The organism is Mesorhizobium sp. M0048, assembly GCF_040323405.1.
Lineage (GTDB): Bacteria > Pseudomonadota > Alphaproteobacteria > Rhizobiales > Rhizobiaceae > Mesorhizobium.
The window spans coordinates 253,290-270,590 of the sequence record NZ_JAMYUV010000003.1; the positions used below are offsets into that span (position 1 = coordinate 253,290).

17 protein-coding genes, 1 other RNA gene and 2 pseudogenes are annotated in these 17,301 nt (G+C 62.2%); 15 read left to right on the forward strand and 5 right to left on the reverse strand.

All coding sequences use genetic code 11. The features are described from left to right. Positions 1–29 precede the first annotated feature (29 nt). Positions 30–893: pseudogene (locus NKJ84_RS05350) on the forward strand (LysR family transcriptional regulator); the annotation flags it as partial. A gap of 24 nt (positions 894–917) precedes the next feature. Here NKJ84_RS05350 and NKJ84_RS05355 read toward each other — a convergent pair. Together NKJ84_RS05355 and ssrA are read right to left on the reverse strand one after the other, a co-directional pair. Beyond that, positions 918–1,657, reverse strand: a pseudogene (locus NKJ84_RS05355) (SDR family oxidoreductase). 311 nt (positions 1,658–1,968) lie between these two features. Beyond that, positions 1,969–2,324, reverse strand: a transfer-messenger RNA (tmRNA) gene (ssrA, locus tag NKJ84_RS05360). A 160-nt stretch (positions 2,325–2,484) separates the two neighbouring features. Here ssrA and NKJ84_RS05365 point away from each other — a divergent pair. The 6 genes from NKJ84_RS05365 to NKJ84_RS05390 all read left to right on the forward strand — a co-directional run bounded on the left by NKJ84_RS05365 (position 2,485) and on the right by NKJ84_RS05390 (position 7,030). After that, positions 2,485–2,796, forward strand: coding sequence for a DUF2853 family protein (locus tag NKJ84_RS05365; RefSeq protein ID WP_254818940.1), 312 nt, complete (start codon positions 2,485–2,487; stop codon positions 2,794–2,796). A gap of 113 nt (positions 2,797–2,909) precedes the next feature. After that, entirely contained in the window at positions 2,910–3,704 is a 795-nt protein-coding gene (locus NKJ84_RS05370; protein ID WP_352505637.1) for a thymidylate synthase, read from the forward strand. Between the two features lie 281 nt (positions 3,705–3,985). Further along, on the forward strand, positions 3,986–4,777 hold the full coding sequence (modA, locus tag NKJ84_RS05375; protein WP_502896044.1) for a molybdate ABC transporter substrate-binding protein: 792 nt from the start codon (positions 3,986–3,988) through the stop codon (positions 4,775–4,777). Positions 4,778–4,793: 16 nt separating this feature from the next. Beyond that, a complete protein-coding gene (gene modB / locus NKJ84_RS05380; protein ID WP_254818937.1) occupies positions 4,794–5,498 on the forward strand; it encodes a molybdate ABC transporter permease subunit in 705 nt (234 codons plus the stop codon). Next, positions 5,495–6,607 carry a molybdenum ABC transporter ATP-binding protein gene (gene modC / locus NKJ84_RS05385; protein ID WP_352505638.1) on the forward strand — a complete coding sequence of 371 codons (1,113 nt, stop codon included), beginning with the start codon at positions 5,495–5,497 and terminating at the stop codon, positions 6,605–6,607. Before modB ends, modC begins: the two co-directional genes overlap by 4 nt. Before the next feature lie 81 nt (positions 6,608–6,688). Next, complete coding sequence (locus NKJ84_RS05390; RefSeq protein ID WP_023676697.1) at positions 6,689–7,030, forward strand: winged helix-turn-helix domain-containing protein; 342 nt, start codon at positions 6,689–6,691, stop codon at positions 7,028–7,030. Positions 7,031–7,063: 33 nt separating this feature from the next. On the opposite strand, the gene cobF is transcribed toward NKJ84_RS05390, so the two are convergent. Then, positions 7,064–7,837, reverse strand: coding sequence for a precorrin-6A synthase (deacetylating) (cobF, locus tag NKJ84_RS05395; protein WP_352505639.1), 774 nt, complete (start codon positions 7,835–7,837; stop codon positions 7,064–7,066). Positions 7,838–7,978: 141 nt separating this feature from the next. On the opposite strand from cobF, the gene NKJ84_RS05400 reads away from it, so the two are divergent. The 5 genes from NKJ84_RS05400 (at position 7,979) to NKJ84_RS05420 (ending at position 13,380) form a co-directional block, all read left to right on the forward strand. Continuing rightward, positions 7,979–8,989 (forward strand): DUF4424 domain-containing protein, encoded by a 1,011-nt coding sequence (locus NKJ84_RS05400; protein WP_352505640.1) that lies wholly within the window; start codon positions 7,979–7,981, stop codon positions 8,987–8,989. Beyond that, a complete protein-coding gene (locus NKJ84_RS05405) occupies positions 8,989–9,507 on the forward strand; it encodes a dihydrofolate reductase (protein WP_352505641.1) in 519 nt (172 codons plus the stop codon). Before NKJ84_RS05400 ends, NKJ84_RS05405 begins: the two co-directional genes overlap by 1 nt. Before the next feature lie 161 nt (positions 9,508–9,668). Then, entirely contained in the window at positions 9,669–10,763 is a 1,095-nt protein-coding gene (gene hflK / locus NKJ84_RS05410; RefSeq protein ID WP_023676693.1) for an FtsH protease activity modulator HflK, read from the forward strand. Next, positions 10,763–11,719 (forward strand): protease modulator HflC, encoded by a 957-nt coding sequence (gene hflC, locus NKJ84_RS05415; protein WP_352505642.1) that lies wholly within the window; start codon positions 10,763–10,765, stop codon positions 11,717–11,719. The genes hflK and hflC overlap by 1 nt, the downstream gene beginning before the upstream one ends. A 143-nt stretch (positions 11,720–11,862) precedes the next feature. Continuing rightward, complete coding sequence (locus NKJ84_RS05420; protein ID WP_352505643.1) at positions 11,863–13,380, forward strand: DegQ family serine endoprotease; 1,518 nt, start codon at positions 11,863–11,865, stop codon at positions 13,378–13,380. 46 nt (positions 13,381–13,426) lie between these two features. On the opposite strand, the gene NKJ84_RS05425 is transcribed toward NKJ84_RS05420, so the two are convergent. Then, positions 13,427–13,999, reverse strand: coding sequence for a GNAT family N-acetyltransferase (locus tag NKJ84_RS05425; RefSeq protein WP_352505644.1), 573 nt, complete (start codon positions 13,997–13,999; stop codon positions 13,427–13,429). After that, positions 13,996–14,883 (reverse strand): phosphoserine phosphatase SerB, encoded by an 888-nt coding sequence (gene serB, locus NKJ84_RS05430; RefSeq protein ID WP_352505645.1) that lies wholly within the window; start codon positions 14,881–14,883, stop codon positions 13,996–13,998. Before serB ends, NKJ84_RS05425 begins: the two co-directional genes overlap by 4 nt. Between serB and miaA the strand changes: the two genes are divergently transcribed. The 3 genes from miaA (at position 14,873) to NKJ84_RS05445 (ending at position 17,274) form a co-directional block, all read left to right on the forward strand. Then, the gene (gene miaA / locus NKJ84_RS05435) at positions 14,873–15,841 is read left to right on the forward strand and encodes a tRNA (adenosine(37)-N6)-dimethylallyltransferase MiaA (RefSeq protein ID WP_352505673.1); all 969 of its coding nucleotides are present in this window, start codon (positions 14,873–14,875) and stop codon (positions 15,839–15,841) included. The two genes, serB and miaA, sit on opposite strands and share 11 nt — an antisense overlap. Before the next feature lie 104 nt (positions 15,842–15,945). Beyond that, complete coding sequence (locus NKJ84_RS05440; protein ID WP_352505646.1) at positions 15,946–16,740, forward strand: GGDEF domain-containing protein; 795 nt, start codon at positions 15,946–15,948, stop codon at positions 16,738–16,740. A gap of 147 nt (positions 16,741–16,887) precedes the next feature. Beyond that, the gene (locus tag NKJ84_RS05445) at positions 16,888–17,274 is read left to right on the forward strand and encodes an ester cyclase (protein WP_352505647.1); all 387 of its coding nucleotides are present in this window, start codon (positions 16,888–16,890) and stop codon (positions 17,272–17,274) included. Positions 17,275–17,301 lie beyond the last annotated feature (27 nt).

Sequence of the window (17,301 nt, forward strand, 5' to 3'; positions counted from 1 at the left end):
AGCCTATGCCTATACGACGGGTTCAAGACATGCAGCTTAGACATCTCAAGACCTTCGTGGCGGTCGCCACCACCTTGAACATCACGCGCGCCTCCGAGCGGGTTCATCTTGCCCAATCGAGCGTGACCGAACAGATCCAGGCGCTGGAAGCCGATCTGGGCACGTCGCTGTTCGACAGGTCACGGCGTGGCTTGAAGCTGACGGCGGCAGGACAGCGCCTGCTGGACTACGCAAACGATCTCCTCGACCTTGCGGACGAAGCCCGTTCCGCTGTCGCCGACGCGAGCGGTACGGTTGCCGGTCGCCTGACGGTCGGTGGCCCGGAGACGCTTTGCTCGACACGCTTGCCGGCTTTGCTGGGGGAATTCCATCGGCGTCATCCCGATGTGGAACTGGACCTCAGGGCGAACGATAGCAGTGGGTTGCGTGCCGGCGTGACAAGCGGGGCGCTGGACGTATCGTTCCATTTCGGAGCCGTCCCGGCGGCGGCGCCGGATCTGCGAAGCGAGCAGATAGCCGAGGAAGAGCTCGTCGTCATAATGCCGGCAAATCACCGGTTGGCCGGATATTCTGCCATAAGGTCCGACGACCTGACTGACGAGGCCTTCCTCGTCACCCAGCCCGGTTGCGTCTATAGGCGGATGTTCGACGAAACGTTTGCCGCAACATTGCCTGACCGTCCAAAACTCGTCGGCGAGTTCGCCAGCATGGGTGCGATACGGGGCCTTGTTGCAGCCGGTCTTGGATGCGCGCTGGTTCCGCGTCTCGTGACTTCCGCGGCCGACGCCGATATCGGTGTGTTGCCTTGGGCCGGAAGCAGCGCGGTGACGCCAGTCACCATGATATGGCGCCACCGGCGCATTCAAGCGCCGGTGCTGCGGCTGTTCCTCGCAATGGTTCGCGAAATTTGGCCATCGCTAGACCAGCCGCTGGCCACCATCGACATGAAGCACCGTTCCGGTGATGAAGCCGTTATGCATCAGGGACGTGATGGCCTGGGCAATGTCGGCTGCCTGCCCGATCCGGCCGACGAGCAGGCGCTTTGCCATGCCGTCCAGCGCAGCCGTCTTTCCGCTGCCGGCGACGGCATCCCAAATCGGCGTGTCGACCCAGCCCGGCGAGACGACGTTGACGCGGATCGGCGCCAGTTCGACGGCAAGCGCGTAGGCGAGTGAGCCAAGGGCCCATTAACGGCTGCCACCACCGAGCCTTTCGCCGCCGGACGATAGGCGGCGATGCCCGAGGTCAGCGTGATCGATCCCCTGGGCGTCAGACGAGGCGCGCCATGTTTGGCAAGAAGAAGCGGTCCGACGACCTTGGAATCCATCACTTCCCGCGCCAAGGAGATGTCCATCTCGGGAAGCAATACATAGACGCCGGTGACGTCGGCGGCGGTCGAGACGATGTGGTCGAGCGTACCGACATCCTGGAACAGGCGTCGGACCTCGTCCTCACTTGTGACGTCGGCTGCGATCGTCCTCAGCCTTTCCGGGTGAGGCAAGCGCTGCCGTGCGGCCGACAACCGGTCCTGGGAGCGGCCGACGATCGTAACCTCAGCGCCGGCGGCAAGCCGCTGTTTGGCCAGCGAAAGCCCCATGCCGGAACTGCCGCCAACGATCAGGATGCGTTCGTGTTTTGGTGTGGTTTCCTGGTTCATCTTGTCTCCATCAGGTAGCTCGCCGGGCATGACCACACGCGGCGAGAAACTGAGGCCTTGTCCCGCAAAGGCATGAGAGAAGGGAAACAGGAAGATACGAATGCTGCCATCGGAGATTCCGATAATGGGAAGCCCTTGGGCTTTCGCCTCAGCCTGAGACGCCTCAGCCTGAGACGTTGATGAAACATTCGCCGGTGCGATCGATGCGGTCAGCCAGGGATTGGTATAAACGCCGCGGCGCCTTGGGTCTGTCAGGGCGCATAAAAAAAGCCGCCGGCCAACCTGCAGCTGCGCCTATCAAAAAAGGGAGAAATGGAGGTTTCTGTTGCCAGGTACCTCCGAACCCCGCCTAGAAGTGCGAACCACTAGGGCTTGAATTGAAGCTATCGCACCGCTTACGCGGCGAGACGTGCTTCCGCATAGTTGTCGTTGGCAACTATAAGTTTAGCCCGATAACGGTGGTACAATGCCGGGCAAAAGTACGATCTTTACACCTTCGTCGATCCTATTTCGCCCCCAGCAAAAGCCGCTCCTGAGCAGCGGTTTTTGGTGGAGGCGCCGGGTACCGCCCCCGGGTCCGAACGGCTTATTTCATCGCCTGTTTATCGCCATAGTCGGTCGAGCCGACGAAGCGAATATAGGGACTGGCGGTGGAAAATGAAAGGCCGGAATGCCACTTTCGTCCGTACCAAAGTGGATCATGAAGGGTTGACTTGCAGCCGGTCTCAACCGAAGCTTTGTGGCGGTGAGGAGACCTAGCGCATACTTGCGGCAGCGCGCCACAATCCTCATCAACCGGATCCCGTGGCGCCGACGAGGGGAAATCGATGGCCGATTATCTTGCAGACGTAAAGAAATATGATGCGGCGGCGGATGCCGACGCGGTCGCCAAGATCGTCAAACATCTGGGCATCGCGCTCAGGAACCGCGATTCCTCGCTGGTGTCCTGCACCGACCCGGAGGAACTGAAGCGCGTCAGGAACAGCTGGGTCGCCGGCAAGCTCGGCGTCACCGACGGCGCCAAGGCAGATGCGGCTATCGAAAAGGCCTGCAAGGCGATGGCGGCCGACAACAGCAAGAGCCGGGTGACGTTCTACTACCTTGTCGCCAGGGATCTGGGCATGCTCGGCTCGCTCTGAGCAACCTCGCCGCTGATGCTGGTGAGCCTTCTGCTGGAATCGTCTCGCTTTGCTGTGTTCGGCCGACGGTCATTCGGCTATGATGGCTGACAACCCGAATCGGACCGGAGCCGATGCGCCAGTATCTCGACCTTCTGAAGCATGTGCTGGAAAACGGCGCTGATCGCGGCGACCGTACCGGCACCGGAACGCGCTCGGTATTCGGCTACCAGATGCGCTTCGACCTGGCCCGCGGCTTTCCGGTCACCACCACCAAGAAGCTGCACCTGAAGTCGATTGTCCACGAGCTTTTGTGGTTCCTGGCCGGCGACACCAACATCAAATATCTCAACGATCACGGCGTCTCGATCTGGGATGAGTGGGCCGACGAGAACGGCGATCTTGGCCCGGTCTATGGCAAACAGTGGCGGTCGTGGCCGGACGACCATGGCGGCGCCATCGACCAGATTGCGAATCTTCTGAAGGAGATACGCAAAAATCCTAATTCGCGGCGGCTAATCGTTTCGGCGTGGAACCCGGCCGAGGTGGAGGCCATGGCGTTGCCGCCCTGCCATTGCCTGTTCCAGTTCTATGTTTCGGAAGGCAAGCTTTCCTGCCAGCTCTATCAGCGTTCGGGCGATATTTTTCTCGGTGTGCCGTTCAACATCGCTTCCTATGCTTTGCTGACGCTGATGGTGGCGCAGGTGACCGGATTGAAACCCGGCGATTTCATCCACACGCTCGGCGATGCGCATCTTTACTCGAACCATTTCGAGCAGGCGCGCGAGCAATTGCGGCGCACGCCCAAGGCGTTGCCGACGCTATGGATAAACCCCGAGGTGAAGGAAATCTTTGCTTTCCGCTTCGAGGATTTCCGGCTCGACAACTATTTCGCCGACGCGACGATCAAGGCACCGATCGCGGTCTAGCACCATAGCTGACCGTCCATATCGAAATTGCCTACTGCGGCTACGCCCTTGGGCGTGTCAGCATTCAACTTGATCGGCCGACGTCGACCTGACGCAATCCCTGGTCGCTGTTTTTATGCAATATTTCCTTCGGCCTCGATACCGCTGTATCCAACGAAGATTATCGCAGGCCAGGAAAACCTCAGCCCAGAAGACCGTGGCCGGTAAAGAACCTTTCCTTGTTATGTTCACATGGATATATCGATAGACGGCTTCGGGCGATCCGGGACGAGGAGAGTTTCATGCTGACGCGCAAGGGTTCGACGACGATTGCCAAAGTCGGTCTCGCCGCCATGCTGATGGTCGTGGTGCCGGCGGCCTATGCCGATGACAAGGTGGTCGTGTTTGCTGCGGCGAGCCTCAAGGAAGGGCTCGACGCCGTCAACAAGGCCTGCGAGGCCGACGTCGGCGAGGTGGCAACCATTTCCTACGCGGCGAGCTCGGCGCTGGCCAGGCAGATCGAAAGCGGCGCGCCGGCAGACGTGTTCATCTCGGCCGATCTCGACTGGATGAAATATCTTTCCGACAGGAAGCTGACCAAGCCCGAAACCGAAGTGAAACTGCTCGGTAACCAGATTGTGCTGGTTGCGCCGCGGGATTCCAAGGTCGAGACCAGGATTGAAAAGGGGTTCGCTCTTGCCGGGCTCGTCGGTGACGGCAAACTTGCCATGGGCGATGTCAAGGCGGTGCCGGCCGGCAAATACGGCAAGGCAGCCCTCGAATCGCTCGGTGTCTGGTCTTCCGTCGAAGGCCAAGTGGCGCAGGCCGAGAATGTGCGCGCCGCTCTAAAACTGGTGTCGACCGGCGAGGCAGCACTCGGCATCGTCTATGCCACGGATGCGCATGCGGAGCCTGGCGTGAAGGTGGTCGGCACTTTCCCCGCGGGTACCCATCCGCCGATCATCTATCCAGTCGCCCAGCTTGCGGATTCGGAGAGTAAGGATACCCCGGCATTCCTAAAATGCCTGCAATCCGCCAAGGCTGGCGAACTCTTCAAGGCGCAAGGTTTTACCGTGCTCGCGCCGAGCAATTAGGGCAACGCGCTGACGCATGAACTGGCTGCTGGATCTTACTCCCGACGAATGGAACGCGGTCCGGCTGTCGATCAAGGTGGCGACCGTGGCGATGATAGCCAGCCTGCCGCCGGGCGTAGCAATCGCCCTTGTGCTTGCCCGCGGCCAGTTCTGGGGCAAGACGCTGCTCAATGGTCTGGTGCATCTGCCGCTGATCCTGCCGCCGGTGGTGACTGGCTATTTGCTGCTTTTGACTTTCGGCAAGCGCGGTCCGGCCGGGGCTTTCCTGGCCGAGCACTTCGGCATCGTTTTTTCCTTTCGATGGACGGGCGCCGCGCTCGCCTGCGGCGTAATGGGTTTTCCGCTGATGGTGCGGGCGATCCGGCTGTCTATCGAGGCCGTCGACCGCAAAATCGAGGCGGCCGCCGGCACGCTCGGCGCCAATCCGCTATGGGTATTCGGCACGATCACCCTGCCGCTTATCCTGCCCGGCCTGATCGCCGGTGCGATCCTCTCCTTCGCCAAGGCGATGGGCGAATTCGGCGCGACGATCACCTTCGTCTCCAACATCCCGAACGAGACGCAGACGCTGCCGTCGGCTATCTACACTTTCACGCAGGTTCCCGGCGGCGACGCCGGAGCGCTCAGGCTGACGCTGATCTCGATCGTCATATCGATGGCGGCACTCGTGGCCTCGGAAGTGCTGGCGCGGCGTGTCGGCCGGCGGATGGACATCGAATGACGGTTCAGGTCGACATCAGCCACCGGCTTGGCGGTTTCGCCGTCAATGCCCGCTTCGAGAGCGCCGGGCGGCTGACTGCGCTGTTCGGGCCTTCCGGTTCCGGAAAGACGACGCTCATCAATTTGATTGCCGGGCTGATCCGCCCCGACAAAGGCCGTATCGCGGCCGAGGGCCGCGTGCTGGTCGATAGCGACGCCGGCCTGTTCGTGCCGAAACACAAGCGGCGGATCGGCATGGTGTTCCAGGATGCGCGGCTGTTTCCGCATATGAGCGTGGCGAGCAATCTGCGCTATGGCCGTTGGTTCACGCCGGCTGCCGAGCGCTACGCTGATATCGATGGCGTGGTCGAATTGCTCGGCATCGGTCATCTGCTCGACCGGCGGCCGGCAAAACTCTCCGGTGGCGAGAAGCAGCGCGTGGCAATCGGCCGGGCGCTGCTTGCCAGTCCGAAATTGCTGCTGATGGACGAGCCGCTGGCGTCGCTCGACGAGGCGCGCAAGGCCGAGATCTTGCCTTATATCGAGCGGCTGCGCGACGAGACGAAAATTCCGATCGTCTATGTCAGCCACTCGATCGCCGAAGTGGCGCGGTTGGCGAGTGACGTCGTGGTGCTGATGCAAGGCAAGGTCGCCGCTACCGGTCCGACCGGAGCGATCATGCAGCGTCTGGATCTATTGCCGGCCGAAGAGCGGGGCGAGGGCGGTGCCGTGCTGGATACCGCTGTTCTGCGCCACGACGAGGCGTTTGGCATGACCGTGCTAGGCTCATTGGCGGGCGAGATCCGGGTGCCGCTTCTGGCAACGCCGGTCGGTGCGCCAGTGCGCGTCCGCATCCGTGCCCGCGACGTGATGATCGCCACCGAGCAGCCGGTCGGCCTCAGCGCGCTCAACATATTGCCGGGCACGATCGTGGCGATAGAGCCGGGCGAAGGGCCTACGGTCGAGATCGGCCTCGACTGCAATGGCGCAACCGTGCTTGCCCGCATCACCGAACAGTCACGGCAGACGCTGGGGCTCCAGCTTGGTCGAAAGGTCTTCGCCGTGGTCAAGACAGTGAGCTTCGACCGGGCGAACACCGGCGCCGGGTTCCCGGCCGAGGCGGATGGGTGAGCGGCCGATGATTCGCTATATCGTTTTAGAATAGCGGTATCGCTGCAGAACTTGTAGAATAGCGTCACCGCGGAGGAGCAAATGCCGTCGCTGAGTTTGCGGATAAATCTCGATCCAGATGGCCGCATCGGGCCGGGCAAGATCGAGCTTCTGGAACAGATCGCCGCCTTCGGCTCGATTTCGGCCGCGGCACGCGGCATGGAGATGTCCTACAAGCACGCATGGGATCTGGTCGAAGACATGAACCGGGTGTTCGGTAAGCCGCTGGTTGCGGCACAGACGGGCGGCAAAAAAGGCGGTGGCGCTCAGTTGACGTCGGTCGGGCTTGCTGTGGTCAGCCGCTTCCGCGCGATCGAGCGGGCTGCGTCTTCAGCAGCGGCGGCGCATATGGAGGCGCTGCAGGCCGAGATCGACGCAGCGTGAACTCGGCGGAATTCACGCCGCGCTCGATCCCTGCTACTCCTCCGGCTCGCCCGGCTTGCGCAGCAGATAGGTGTCCATGATCCAGCCTTTTTTCCGGCGGGCCTCCTCACGGGTGCTCACGATCTTGTCGCCAACGTCGCCAATCCGGCCCGAGATGACGATCTCGTCGGGGGTGCCGAGATAGGCCCCCCAGTAGACGGTGACGTCCTTGTCGTCCAGCGTGTTGAAGGCGCATTTGCCGTCCAGCATGACGATGGTGCTGCCGGCGTTTTCGGGCAGACCTTCCTCGGTGAGCCGGCGGCCGGTGGTGATCAAAATGGCGTCGCCAATTCGGTTCAATGCCATTTTGTGGCTGGCGGCGAGTGCCTGGATGGCGGTGATGCCAGGGACGACCTCCAGCTCGAACGCGATATTGCCTCTGAGGCGCACGCGATCCAGGATGCGCAGCGCGCTGTCGTAGAGCGATGGATCGCCCCAGATCAGGAAGGCGCCGCAGCCATCTTCGGGGAGTTCGTCGCGGATCAGGCCTTCGTAGATCACGGCGATCGCTTCGTGCCAGTCGTCGACGGTCGAGCGGTAGGAAGGCGCCGGTTCGGCGCGCACCGGCACCTCGAATTCGACACGGCGCGAGTTCGGATTAGTGACGAAGCGGTCGCAGATCTGGCGGCGCAATTCGGCGAGATCGCTCTTCTTGGCGCCCTTGTCGGGAATGAACAGCACGTCGGCCCGATTGAGGCCGTTGATGGCCTGGACCGTTATGTGCTCCGGATTGCCGGCGCCGATGCCGATGACGAGAAGCTTGCGCATGGGCCAACTCCTGCCCGATCGGAACCGGTGTGTCCAGACCGACACGACATGCCGGCAGGCGCCGGCGCATTTGCCGAAAGGCTTTGAAACGCCACATTGAACAGCTAGAGTCATGTTGGCATTCTCGCCGGGGGAGTCTCCATGTTCCGTTACGTCCTGACCGCAGCCTTGGCGCTCTCGGCTACGCCTGCGCTCGCCAATGATTCGGTTGCCGAACTCGGCACTGGTGGGCTGATCCTTTCGCGCAGCGATGCGGTGGCGATGGAAAGCGAGGATCTCTACATCTCGCCGGAAAAGGTGACGGTCGACTACGTCTTCCGCAACAACACCGACAAGGATGTCAATGCGATCGTCGCCTTCCCGATGCCCGACATCGAAGGCGACCCCGAAGAAATACCGGCAATTCCGGACGCGCAGAGCGATAATTTCCTCGGCTTCGAAGTGACGGTCGACGGGGTGCCGGCAAAGCCGCAGCTCGAGCAGAAGGTGTTCGCGCTCGGCATCGACATCGGCGCTGACCTGAAGGCGCAGGGCGTGCCGTTCTATCCGTTCGGCGATGCGGCCAAGGCAGCGCTGGCAAAGCTGCCGCAAGCGGTCACCGACGACTGGGTCAATCGCGGCATCATCATCGAGGACACCGCCGACGACGGTTCGGGCATGAAGACCGTCTATACGCCGTTCTGGCAATTGCGCTCGACCTATTGGTGGCGCTCGACCTTTCCGGCCAACAAGGCGGTCCATGTCTCGCATCGCTACAAGCCGAGCGTCGGCGGCACCTCCTCGGTCAGCTTCTTCTATGACGGCCAGTTCCAGGGCCAGTATGCCGCCTACAAGACACGCTACTGCATGGACGATGCCTTCGAGAATGCCGTGCGCAAGGCAGCCAAGGACGATCCCGACGGCTACCCCAAATATTTCGAGAACCGCATCGCCTATATCCTGACCACGGGCGGCAACTGGGCCTCGGGAAACATCGGTACGTTCAAGCTGACCGTCGACAAGGGCGATCCGAAGAACCTTGTCTCGTTTTGCGGCGAAAACGTCAGGAAGATCGGACCGACCACGTTCGAGATGAAGGCGCAGAACTTCTACCCCGAGCACGACATCGACATATTGCTGCTGGAGCCATCCGATGGCGGGAACGGCGGCTGATGGATCTCGCGATTTATGTCGCCATCGCCGCGAACGGCGTGATCGGACGCGAGGGTGGGTTGCCGTGGCGGCTTTCCACCGATCTCAAGCGGTTCAAGGCCGATACGATGGGCAAGCCCATCATCATGGGTCGCAAGACCTATGAAGGCATCGGCCGGCCATTGCCGGGCAGGCTCAACATCGTGGTGACACGAGACAGGGCATGGCGCGCCGAGGGCGTCGAAGTCGCGCACTCGATCGAGGACGCGATCACGCTGGCGACGGTGCGCGGGCGCTGCATGGCCGGCGCCGACGAGATCTGCGTCATCGGCGGCGGGGAGATCTACGCTCAGGCGCTGCCGTTGGCTGATCGGCTGCACGTGACCCATGTTCTGGCCACGGTCGAAGGCGATGCCCATTTCCCGCCGATCGATCCGGCGCGGTGGCGGATCGTCCGCTCGCAAGACGTGGCGGCTGGCGAAAAGGACAGCCATGCGACGCGCTATTCGGTTTACGAGCGGCGGCGCGACGTGCATTGAAGACGACAAAGGATCGCGACAGGTCTAAATGGACCCAAAAGGCGGACAGTGGCGGCAGCCGATCGCGTTGAAAGCGTGCCGTTGCATCCCTATAGAAGAATAATATTGGATTTTGCGCCGGTGAGCCGGCGCTTGAGGGAATTCCAAGCGAAAGGACACCCATGCCCTGGAACGACAAGAGCGGCGGCGGCGGCCCGTGGGGCGGCGGCAACAATCAGGGGCCTTGGGGTCAGGGACCCAAGGGACCCAGCGGCCCACAAGGCTCGCCTCCCGATCTCGAGGATATCATCCGGCGCGGGCAGGACAGGTTGCGGCGCGCGCTGCCGGGCGGCGGTGGCGCGAGCCCGGCCGTGTTCGGGCTGATTGCCGCGGCGCTGGTGGTGCTATGGGCGTTCAAGGCGGTCTACACTGTGCAGCCCGACGAAGTTGCGGTCGAGCTCAGGTTCGGCAAGCCGAAGGCGGAGCTCTCGCAGCCTGGCCTGCATTTCCATTGGTGGCCCATCGAAACGGTCGAGACCGCCAACATCGCCGAGCAGCTTGTCAGTATCGGCGGCGGCAGTTCCAGCGGCAATGGCCTGATGCTTTCCGGCGACCAGAACATCGTCAACGTGCAGTTCTCTGTGGCCTATCAGGTCTCCGACCCTAAGGCCTATCTGTTCGACGTGTCCGACCCGGACGGCATGCTGCAGCAGGTCGCCGAAAGCGCGATGCGCGAAGCGGTCGGCCGGCGCCCGGCGCAGGACATTTTCCGCGACGACCGGCAAGGCATTGCAGCGTCGGTGCGTGAGATCATCCAGACGACGCTGGACGGCTACAAGGCCGGCCTCAACGTCAACGCAATTTCGATCGAGGACGCCGCGCCGCCGCGTGAGGTGGCAGACGCGTTCGACGAGGTGCAGCGGGCCGAACAGGACGAGGACAAGTTCGTCGAGCAGGCCAATCAGTATTCCAATCAGAAGCTCGGCCAGGCGCGCGGTGCGGCCGCACAGATCCGCGAAGACGCGGCCGCCTACAAGAACCGGGTCGTGCAGGAGGCCGAAGGCGAGGCGCAGCGCTTCATCTCGGTCTATGACGAATATGCAAAGGCGCCGGAAGTGACGCGCAAGCGGCTCTACCTGGAGACGATGGAGAGGGTGCTGAAGGATTCGAGCAAGGTCATCGTCGAGCAGGGCAATGGGCAAGGGGTGGTTCCCTACCTGCCGCTGCCGGCATTGCAGCAGAAGGCGCCGGCACCGGCCACCGGAGGAAACCAGTGATGGCCAACCGTCTTCCCGTCATTGCGGTCATCGCCGCGGTCATCCTGTTCCTGCTCTATTCGTCGGTCTTCGTCGTCAATGCGCGCCAGCAGGCGCTGGTGCTCAGGTTCGGCGAAATCGTCGACGTCAAGAACCAGCCGGGCATCTATTTCAAGGCGCCATTCTCCTTTTTCGATGCCGACACCGTGCAGCTGATCGAAAACAGGGTGCTGCGCTTCGACCTCGACAACATCCGCGTCCAGGTCTCGGGCGGCAAGTTCTATGAGGTCGATGCCTTTATCGCCTATCGTATCTCGGACCCGCGTGTGTTCCGCGCCGCGGTCTCCGGCCAGATCGAACTGGCCGAGGCCCGGCTGAGGACGCGTCTCGACGCCGCCTTGCGCCGCGTCTATGGCCTGCGAGACTTCGAGGCGGCGCTCTCGGAAGAGCGCGCCGTGATGATGCGCGAGGTGCGCGATCAGCTGAGGCCCGATGCCACCTCGCTTGGCCTGCAGATCGAGGATGTCCGCATCCGCCGCACCGATCTCACGGCCGAAGTTTCGCAGCAGACCTTCGACCGCATGAAGGCCGAACGTCTCGCCGAAGCCGAGCGGCTGAGAGCGCGCGGCAACGAAGCAGCGCAGCGGATCAGGGCTCGCGCCGACCGCGAAGTGGTGGAAATCGTCGCCGAAGCGCAAAAAGAGTCTGAAATCCTGCGTGGTGAAGGTGAAGCCCAGCGCAGCGCCACGTTTGCCGGTGCCTATCAGCGCGATCCGGCCTTCTTCGATTTCTATCGGTCGATGAATGCCTATGGCACGGCGCTGAACAGCACCGGAACGACAATGGTGCTGTCGCCGAATTCCGAGTTCTTCCGCTTTTTCCGCGACCCGGACAGCAAGGAAACGCCTGCGGCACCGGCGGCACCACCGCCTGCCGCTCCCGCCGCACCGGCGGCACAGCCAGGCACCGGCCAGTAGGGCCGGTGCAGGGGCGCCGGCGTAACGGAGGATTTATCCTCTGGCCGTAGCCATAGCCGCAAACGTGCCTTATTTCTTGCCAACATGACGCGGACCGGCATTTTTGCCGAAGCGGTTTTTTCAGAACACCCGGAGGCCTTTCGATGACATCCACCACCCTTCTGCGTGCAGCGAGGCGGACGTTCATCGCCGGGGCCGCTGCGCTTCTGGTCGGCGCCGTTGCCGTTCCCTCGTTCGTGGCGCCGACGATGGCAGCCGACGGGCCGCCCTCGGTTGCCGATCTCGCCGCCGGCCTGCTTGGCGCCGTGGTCAACATCTCGACGTCGCAGACTGTTAAAGGCACTGAGGGGCCGGGCGCAGTGCCGATGCCGCAGCTGCCGGAAGGCTCGCCTTTCCAGGACTTCTTCGACGATTTCTTCAAGAACCGTGGCGGCGACAAGGGCGGCGGCGGGCAAAAGGTGCAATCGCTGGGCTCCGGCTTCGTGGTCGACGCCGAGCAGGGCATCGTGGTGACCAACAACCACGTCATTGCCGATGCCGACGACATCGAGGTGAATTTCTCCGATGGGGTGACGCTCAAGGCGACGCTGGTCGGCACCGACACCAAGACCGACGTCGCGGTGCTGAAGGTCGATCCGAAAGGGCACAAGCTGACGGCTGTGAAGTTTGGCGATTCCAACAAGATGCGTGTCGGCGACTGGGTAATGGCGATCGGCAATCCGTTCGGTCTCGGCGGCACGGTGACGGTCGGCATCGTCTCGGCGCGCAATCGCGACATTAATTCCGGTCCCTATGATGATTTCATCCAGACCGATGCCGCGATCAACCGCGGCAATTCAGGTGGACCGCTGTTCAACAGCAGCGGCGAGGTCATCGGCATCAACACGGCAATCATCTCGCCGTCGGGCGGCTCGATCGGCATCGGCTTCTCGATCCCGTCGCAGCTTGCCACGGGCGTCGTCGACCAGCTTCGCCAGTTCGGCGAGACGCGGCGCGGCTGGCTTGGCGTGCGCATCCAGCCGGTGACCGACGACATTGCCGAGAGCTTGGGCATGGCGACCGCCAAGGGCGCGCTGGTCGCCGGCGTCATCAAGGGCGGGCCGGTCGACAACGGCACCATCCAGGCCGGCGACGTCATCATCAAGTTCGACGGCAAGGACATCCATGAAATGCGCGACCTGCCGCGCGTCGTGGCGGAGAGCCCAGTCGGCAAGGCGGTCGACGTAATCATCGTGCGCAAAGGGGTCGAGCAGATGGTCAAGGTGACGCTCGGCCGGCTCGAAGACGGCGAAAAGCTCGCCAGCGGCGGTGAAAACGGCAACACCGACCAGGACGACGCCGACAAGGCGCCTGCGGTTTCGACGGCTTCCGTGCTCGGCATGACGATCGGCGAGCTCAACGACGAGACGCGCACGAAATTCGGCATCGCCGCCGACATCTCCGGCGTCGTCGTGACCGACGTCTCAAAGGATTCGGCGGCGGCCGAACGCGGCATCCAGCCGGGCGAGGTGATCACCGAGATCGCGCAGGAATCGGTCGCAACGCCCAAGGACGTCATGGACCGGATCGGCGCGCTGAAGGAGCAGGGGCGCAAGAACGCGCTTTTGATGCTGGCGTCGAAGACCGGCGAGCTGAGGTTTGTGACAATCCGGATGGATTGAGTCCGGAAGAGCCTGCAACACTCTGATGTTGAAAGGAAAAGGGCGGCTAGCGGGCCGCTCTTTTTCTTGCCTGCCAGTCTGTGCGTGACAGCCTGTAGAAGACATGTCGCCTGAGTGCGGTGTGGTTGTCCGGAACACCTGGATAGTTGAAGTCGGAGGCGGGGTCGGCGATCATGCCCAGGCGCTCCATGACGGCAGTGGACCGGCTGTTATCCTTGACTGCGAAGGACACGATTTCGTCGAGGCCAAGTCTTTCAAAGCCATAGGTGAGCCAGGCTTCGGCTGCTTCGGTGACATAGAAGCGGCCCCAGAATTCGGGTGCCAGCCGCCAGCCGATCTCGATCGTGCCGGGCGGCAGGAATGGCAAATGATCCGTTCGGGTTATGCCGACGAAGCCGATGCATTCACCTGTGGCTGCGATCTCAGCGGCCGCGAAGCCGAAGCCGTCGCGATCGATAGCCACGCGCAACTCCTCCATCTTGGCGTCAGCCTGGGCGCGGTCGCGGCGAAACGGAAAGAATTCCATGACCAACTCGTCGGAATTGATGCGATGGAAGAGCTCGCGGTCACGATCTTCCCAGTTGCGCAGGATCAGGCGCTCGGTGCAGATCGGCGTCATTCGACAAATTCCTCCCGGCGATAACCCTGCAGATAAAGCAAGGCGGTGAGGTCGCCGTAGTCGATGCGGATCTTTGCCGCGGCTGCCACGGCCGGCTTGGCATGCAAGGCGACGCCGATGCCGGCAAGACGGATCATGTCGAGATCGTTGGCGCCATCGCCGACGGCAATGGCATCGGCAGGTGTCAGGCCGAGGCGGCCGGAAATCTCGATAAGGGCTTCGGCCTTGGCGGCGCGGCCGAGGATCGGTTCGGCGACCAAGCCGGTGAAGCGGCGATCCTGCTCGATCAGGCGGTTGGCGCGATTTTCGTGAAAGCCGAGCAATGCCGCGATGCGGCTGGTGAAGATGTCGAAACCACCGGAGATCAGCGCCGTCCAGGCGCCGCGGGCCGCCATCGTCTGGACGAGCGTGCGGCCGCCGGAGGCAAGCGTCAGGCGATTGTCGATGATGCGGTCGATGATTGCGGCATCGAGACCCTTGAGCAGCGCTACGCGCTCGCGCAAGGCCGGCTCGAATGCGATCTCGCCGTTCATCGATCGCGCGGTGATGGCGGCGACACGATCCTTGACGCCGATCTCGTCGGCAAGCTCGTCGATGCATTCCTGGTCGATCATCGTCGAATCCATGTCGGCGATCAGGATCTTCTTGCGCCTGTTCTCAGCCGGCTGGACGGCCACGTCGATCGGTTCGGAAGCAAGCGCGGCATGCAGGCGCGCCGTTATTTCGGAAGCGTCGGCGGTCTCCGGCAAGTCGAGCTCGCAGGCGATGTCTTCGGCCAGCCAGCGAACAGCGCTTGCGCCGACCGACCGCGAGGCCATATTCGCTAGCGTCGGCGTCAATGCGCGGCCAGCGGGATGGGATAGAAGCGTGGCGATCAGCGGCATCGAAAATTCCAGCGGACAGGCGGGCGAAGGCCGCCTGAAGAACGCGATCCTGATAGCCGGGCCGACCGCCAGCGGCAAGTCGGCGATCGCACTCGACCTCGCCGAGCGCAATGGCGGTGTCATCGTCAACACCGATTCCATGCAAGGCTATTCGGTGCTCGACGTGCTGACGGCGCGGCCAGGTCCTGCCGAACTCGCCCGCGTCCCTCACTTTCTTTATGGACACGTCGATCCGTCCACCGCCTATTCCACCGGCGCCTGGTTGCGTGATGTCACGAAGCTGATGGACGACGGCACGCTCTCGGAGCGGCCAGTGATTTTCGTCGGCGGTACCGGGCTTTATTTCCGGGCGCTCACGGAAGGTATCTCGGAGATGCCCGACATTCCGAAGTCGATCCGCGATCGCTGGCGCTACGAACTCCAGGAACAGGGCGCAGTGAGATTGCACCGCATCCTGTTGCGCGAGGATTCTGCGGCCGGCATGATGCTGAGGCCGACGGATGGCCAGCGCATCGTGCGGGCGCTGGAGGTGCTCGACGCATCGGGCCGTTCCATCCTGGAATGGCAGGCCGCGCGTGGCCGGCCGTTGATCGACAGGAGCAGCGCGCGCTTTTTCGTCATCGAGCCGGAGCGAGCGGCGCTGGTGGAGCGGATCGATGCCCGCTTCGACAGCATGCTGGACAAGGGGGCACTGGACGAGGTGAAGCAGCTTTCGGCGCTCGGCCTCGATCCCGACCTGCCGGCGATGAAGGCGATCGGTGTTCGCGAGCTCCAGGCCGCGCTGGCCGGCGCCATCAGTTTTCCCGAGGCCATCGAGCGCGCGAAGATCGCGACGCGGCAATATGCCAAACGGCAGACGACCTGGTTCAGGCACCAATTGGGCCCGGAATGGCGGAGATTGCGTCCGGGTGAGGGGATCGACTCGATGCCCTCACCCCCTCCTTCGAGCGCAACCTGAAAAGTCGACACCGAGGGGCCATTTCGCGTTGAAGTTGTCCAGGTTAACTGTCCGTAAGTTCCCGCATGCCATAAGATCGATAGGAACTTTCCAACGGGGAGCAGATGCGTTTCCACAAGGCGGAATCAGCCTTTTTCGTCTTTATTTTTGTGATCCTGGCCGCCGGCCTGGTGACGCTTTACGCCTATGGGCTCCTGCAAACCTTGGCCGCCGACATTAGCAATACGCCTTCGGAACTCGATGAAATCATCTATCTCAACAAGCTGCTGTTTGTGACCGGCGTGCTGCTGGCGACTGCGCTGTTCTTCGGCATTTTCTTCATCTACCCGCTGATCCGAAAGCAGGCGACGGAAGAAGGCAAGCTGCGTGCCATGACCGTTTCGCTCAGCGCGCGTTCAGAGACGCTGGAGCATGCGGCGCTCACCGACAGCCTTACCGGCATGCAGAACCGGCGCTACTTCGACGATGCGCTGAAGGAATATCTCGAAGAGTTCCGCCGCATCGAGAAACCAGTCGGGCTGATGATCCTCGACCTCGACCATTTCAAGCAGGTCAACGACAGCCACGGCCACGATGTCGGCGACGAGGTGTTGCGGGCGGTCGCCAACTGTCTCAAGGACATGACACGCTATCACGACGTGGTGGCGCGCCTCGGCGGCGAGGAGTTCGCGGTGGTCACGCCCAATATGGATGCCGAGCTGCTATCCAAATTCGCCGAGCGCATCCGCAAGGCGATCGCCAACATGTCGGTGCTGACAGGTAATGTCCGACTGAAAATCACCACCAGCGTCGGGCTTGCTGTCTGGGATCGCAAGGAAACCGCCGAGGAGTTCTATCGCCGCGCCGATCGCCAGCTCTATGAGGCGAAGAGGCAAGGGCGCAACCGCGTCTGCGCCTGAAATTCCGTCGTCAAATTCGTGATGTGGAAATTCGTGATGCTGGCCGTCTGGTATCCTTTTTTGCGTTTCCGGTGCACGCAGACCGACGTCACCCAGTCAAGCTGAGATGCTGCCTTTGTGGGGCTTGTCGGAAATAGAGGTGTTGCCGTGACTAAATCCGACCTCTCAGATCGTTATCGGGGCTATATTGCATGTCTAAACAAGCAGGATTGGCCAAACCTGGGGCGGTTTGTCCATGATGAAGTGACCCACAACGGTCGCAAGCTCGGATTGTCCGGCTATCTCGAAATGTTGGTGAGAGACTTCGACCAAATTCCGGACCTTTACTTCGACATTCAGCTATTGGTTGCCGATCCGCCTTATATAGCGAGCCGGCTAAGCTTCGACTGCACGCCAAGGGGAATGTTCCTTGGGCTCGATGTGAGCGGGAAGAGAATTTCGTTTGCCGAGAACGTATTCTATGAGTTTCAGAGAGGGAAAATTCGCGAGGTGTGGTCAATTATAGACAAGACAGCCATCGAAGCTCAGCTGTAATATCTGCGAGCGCTGCCTAAAAGTCGC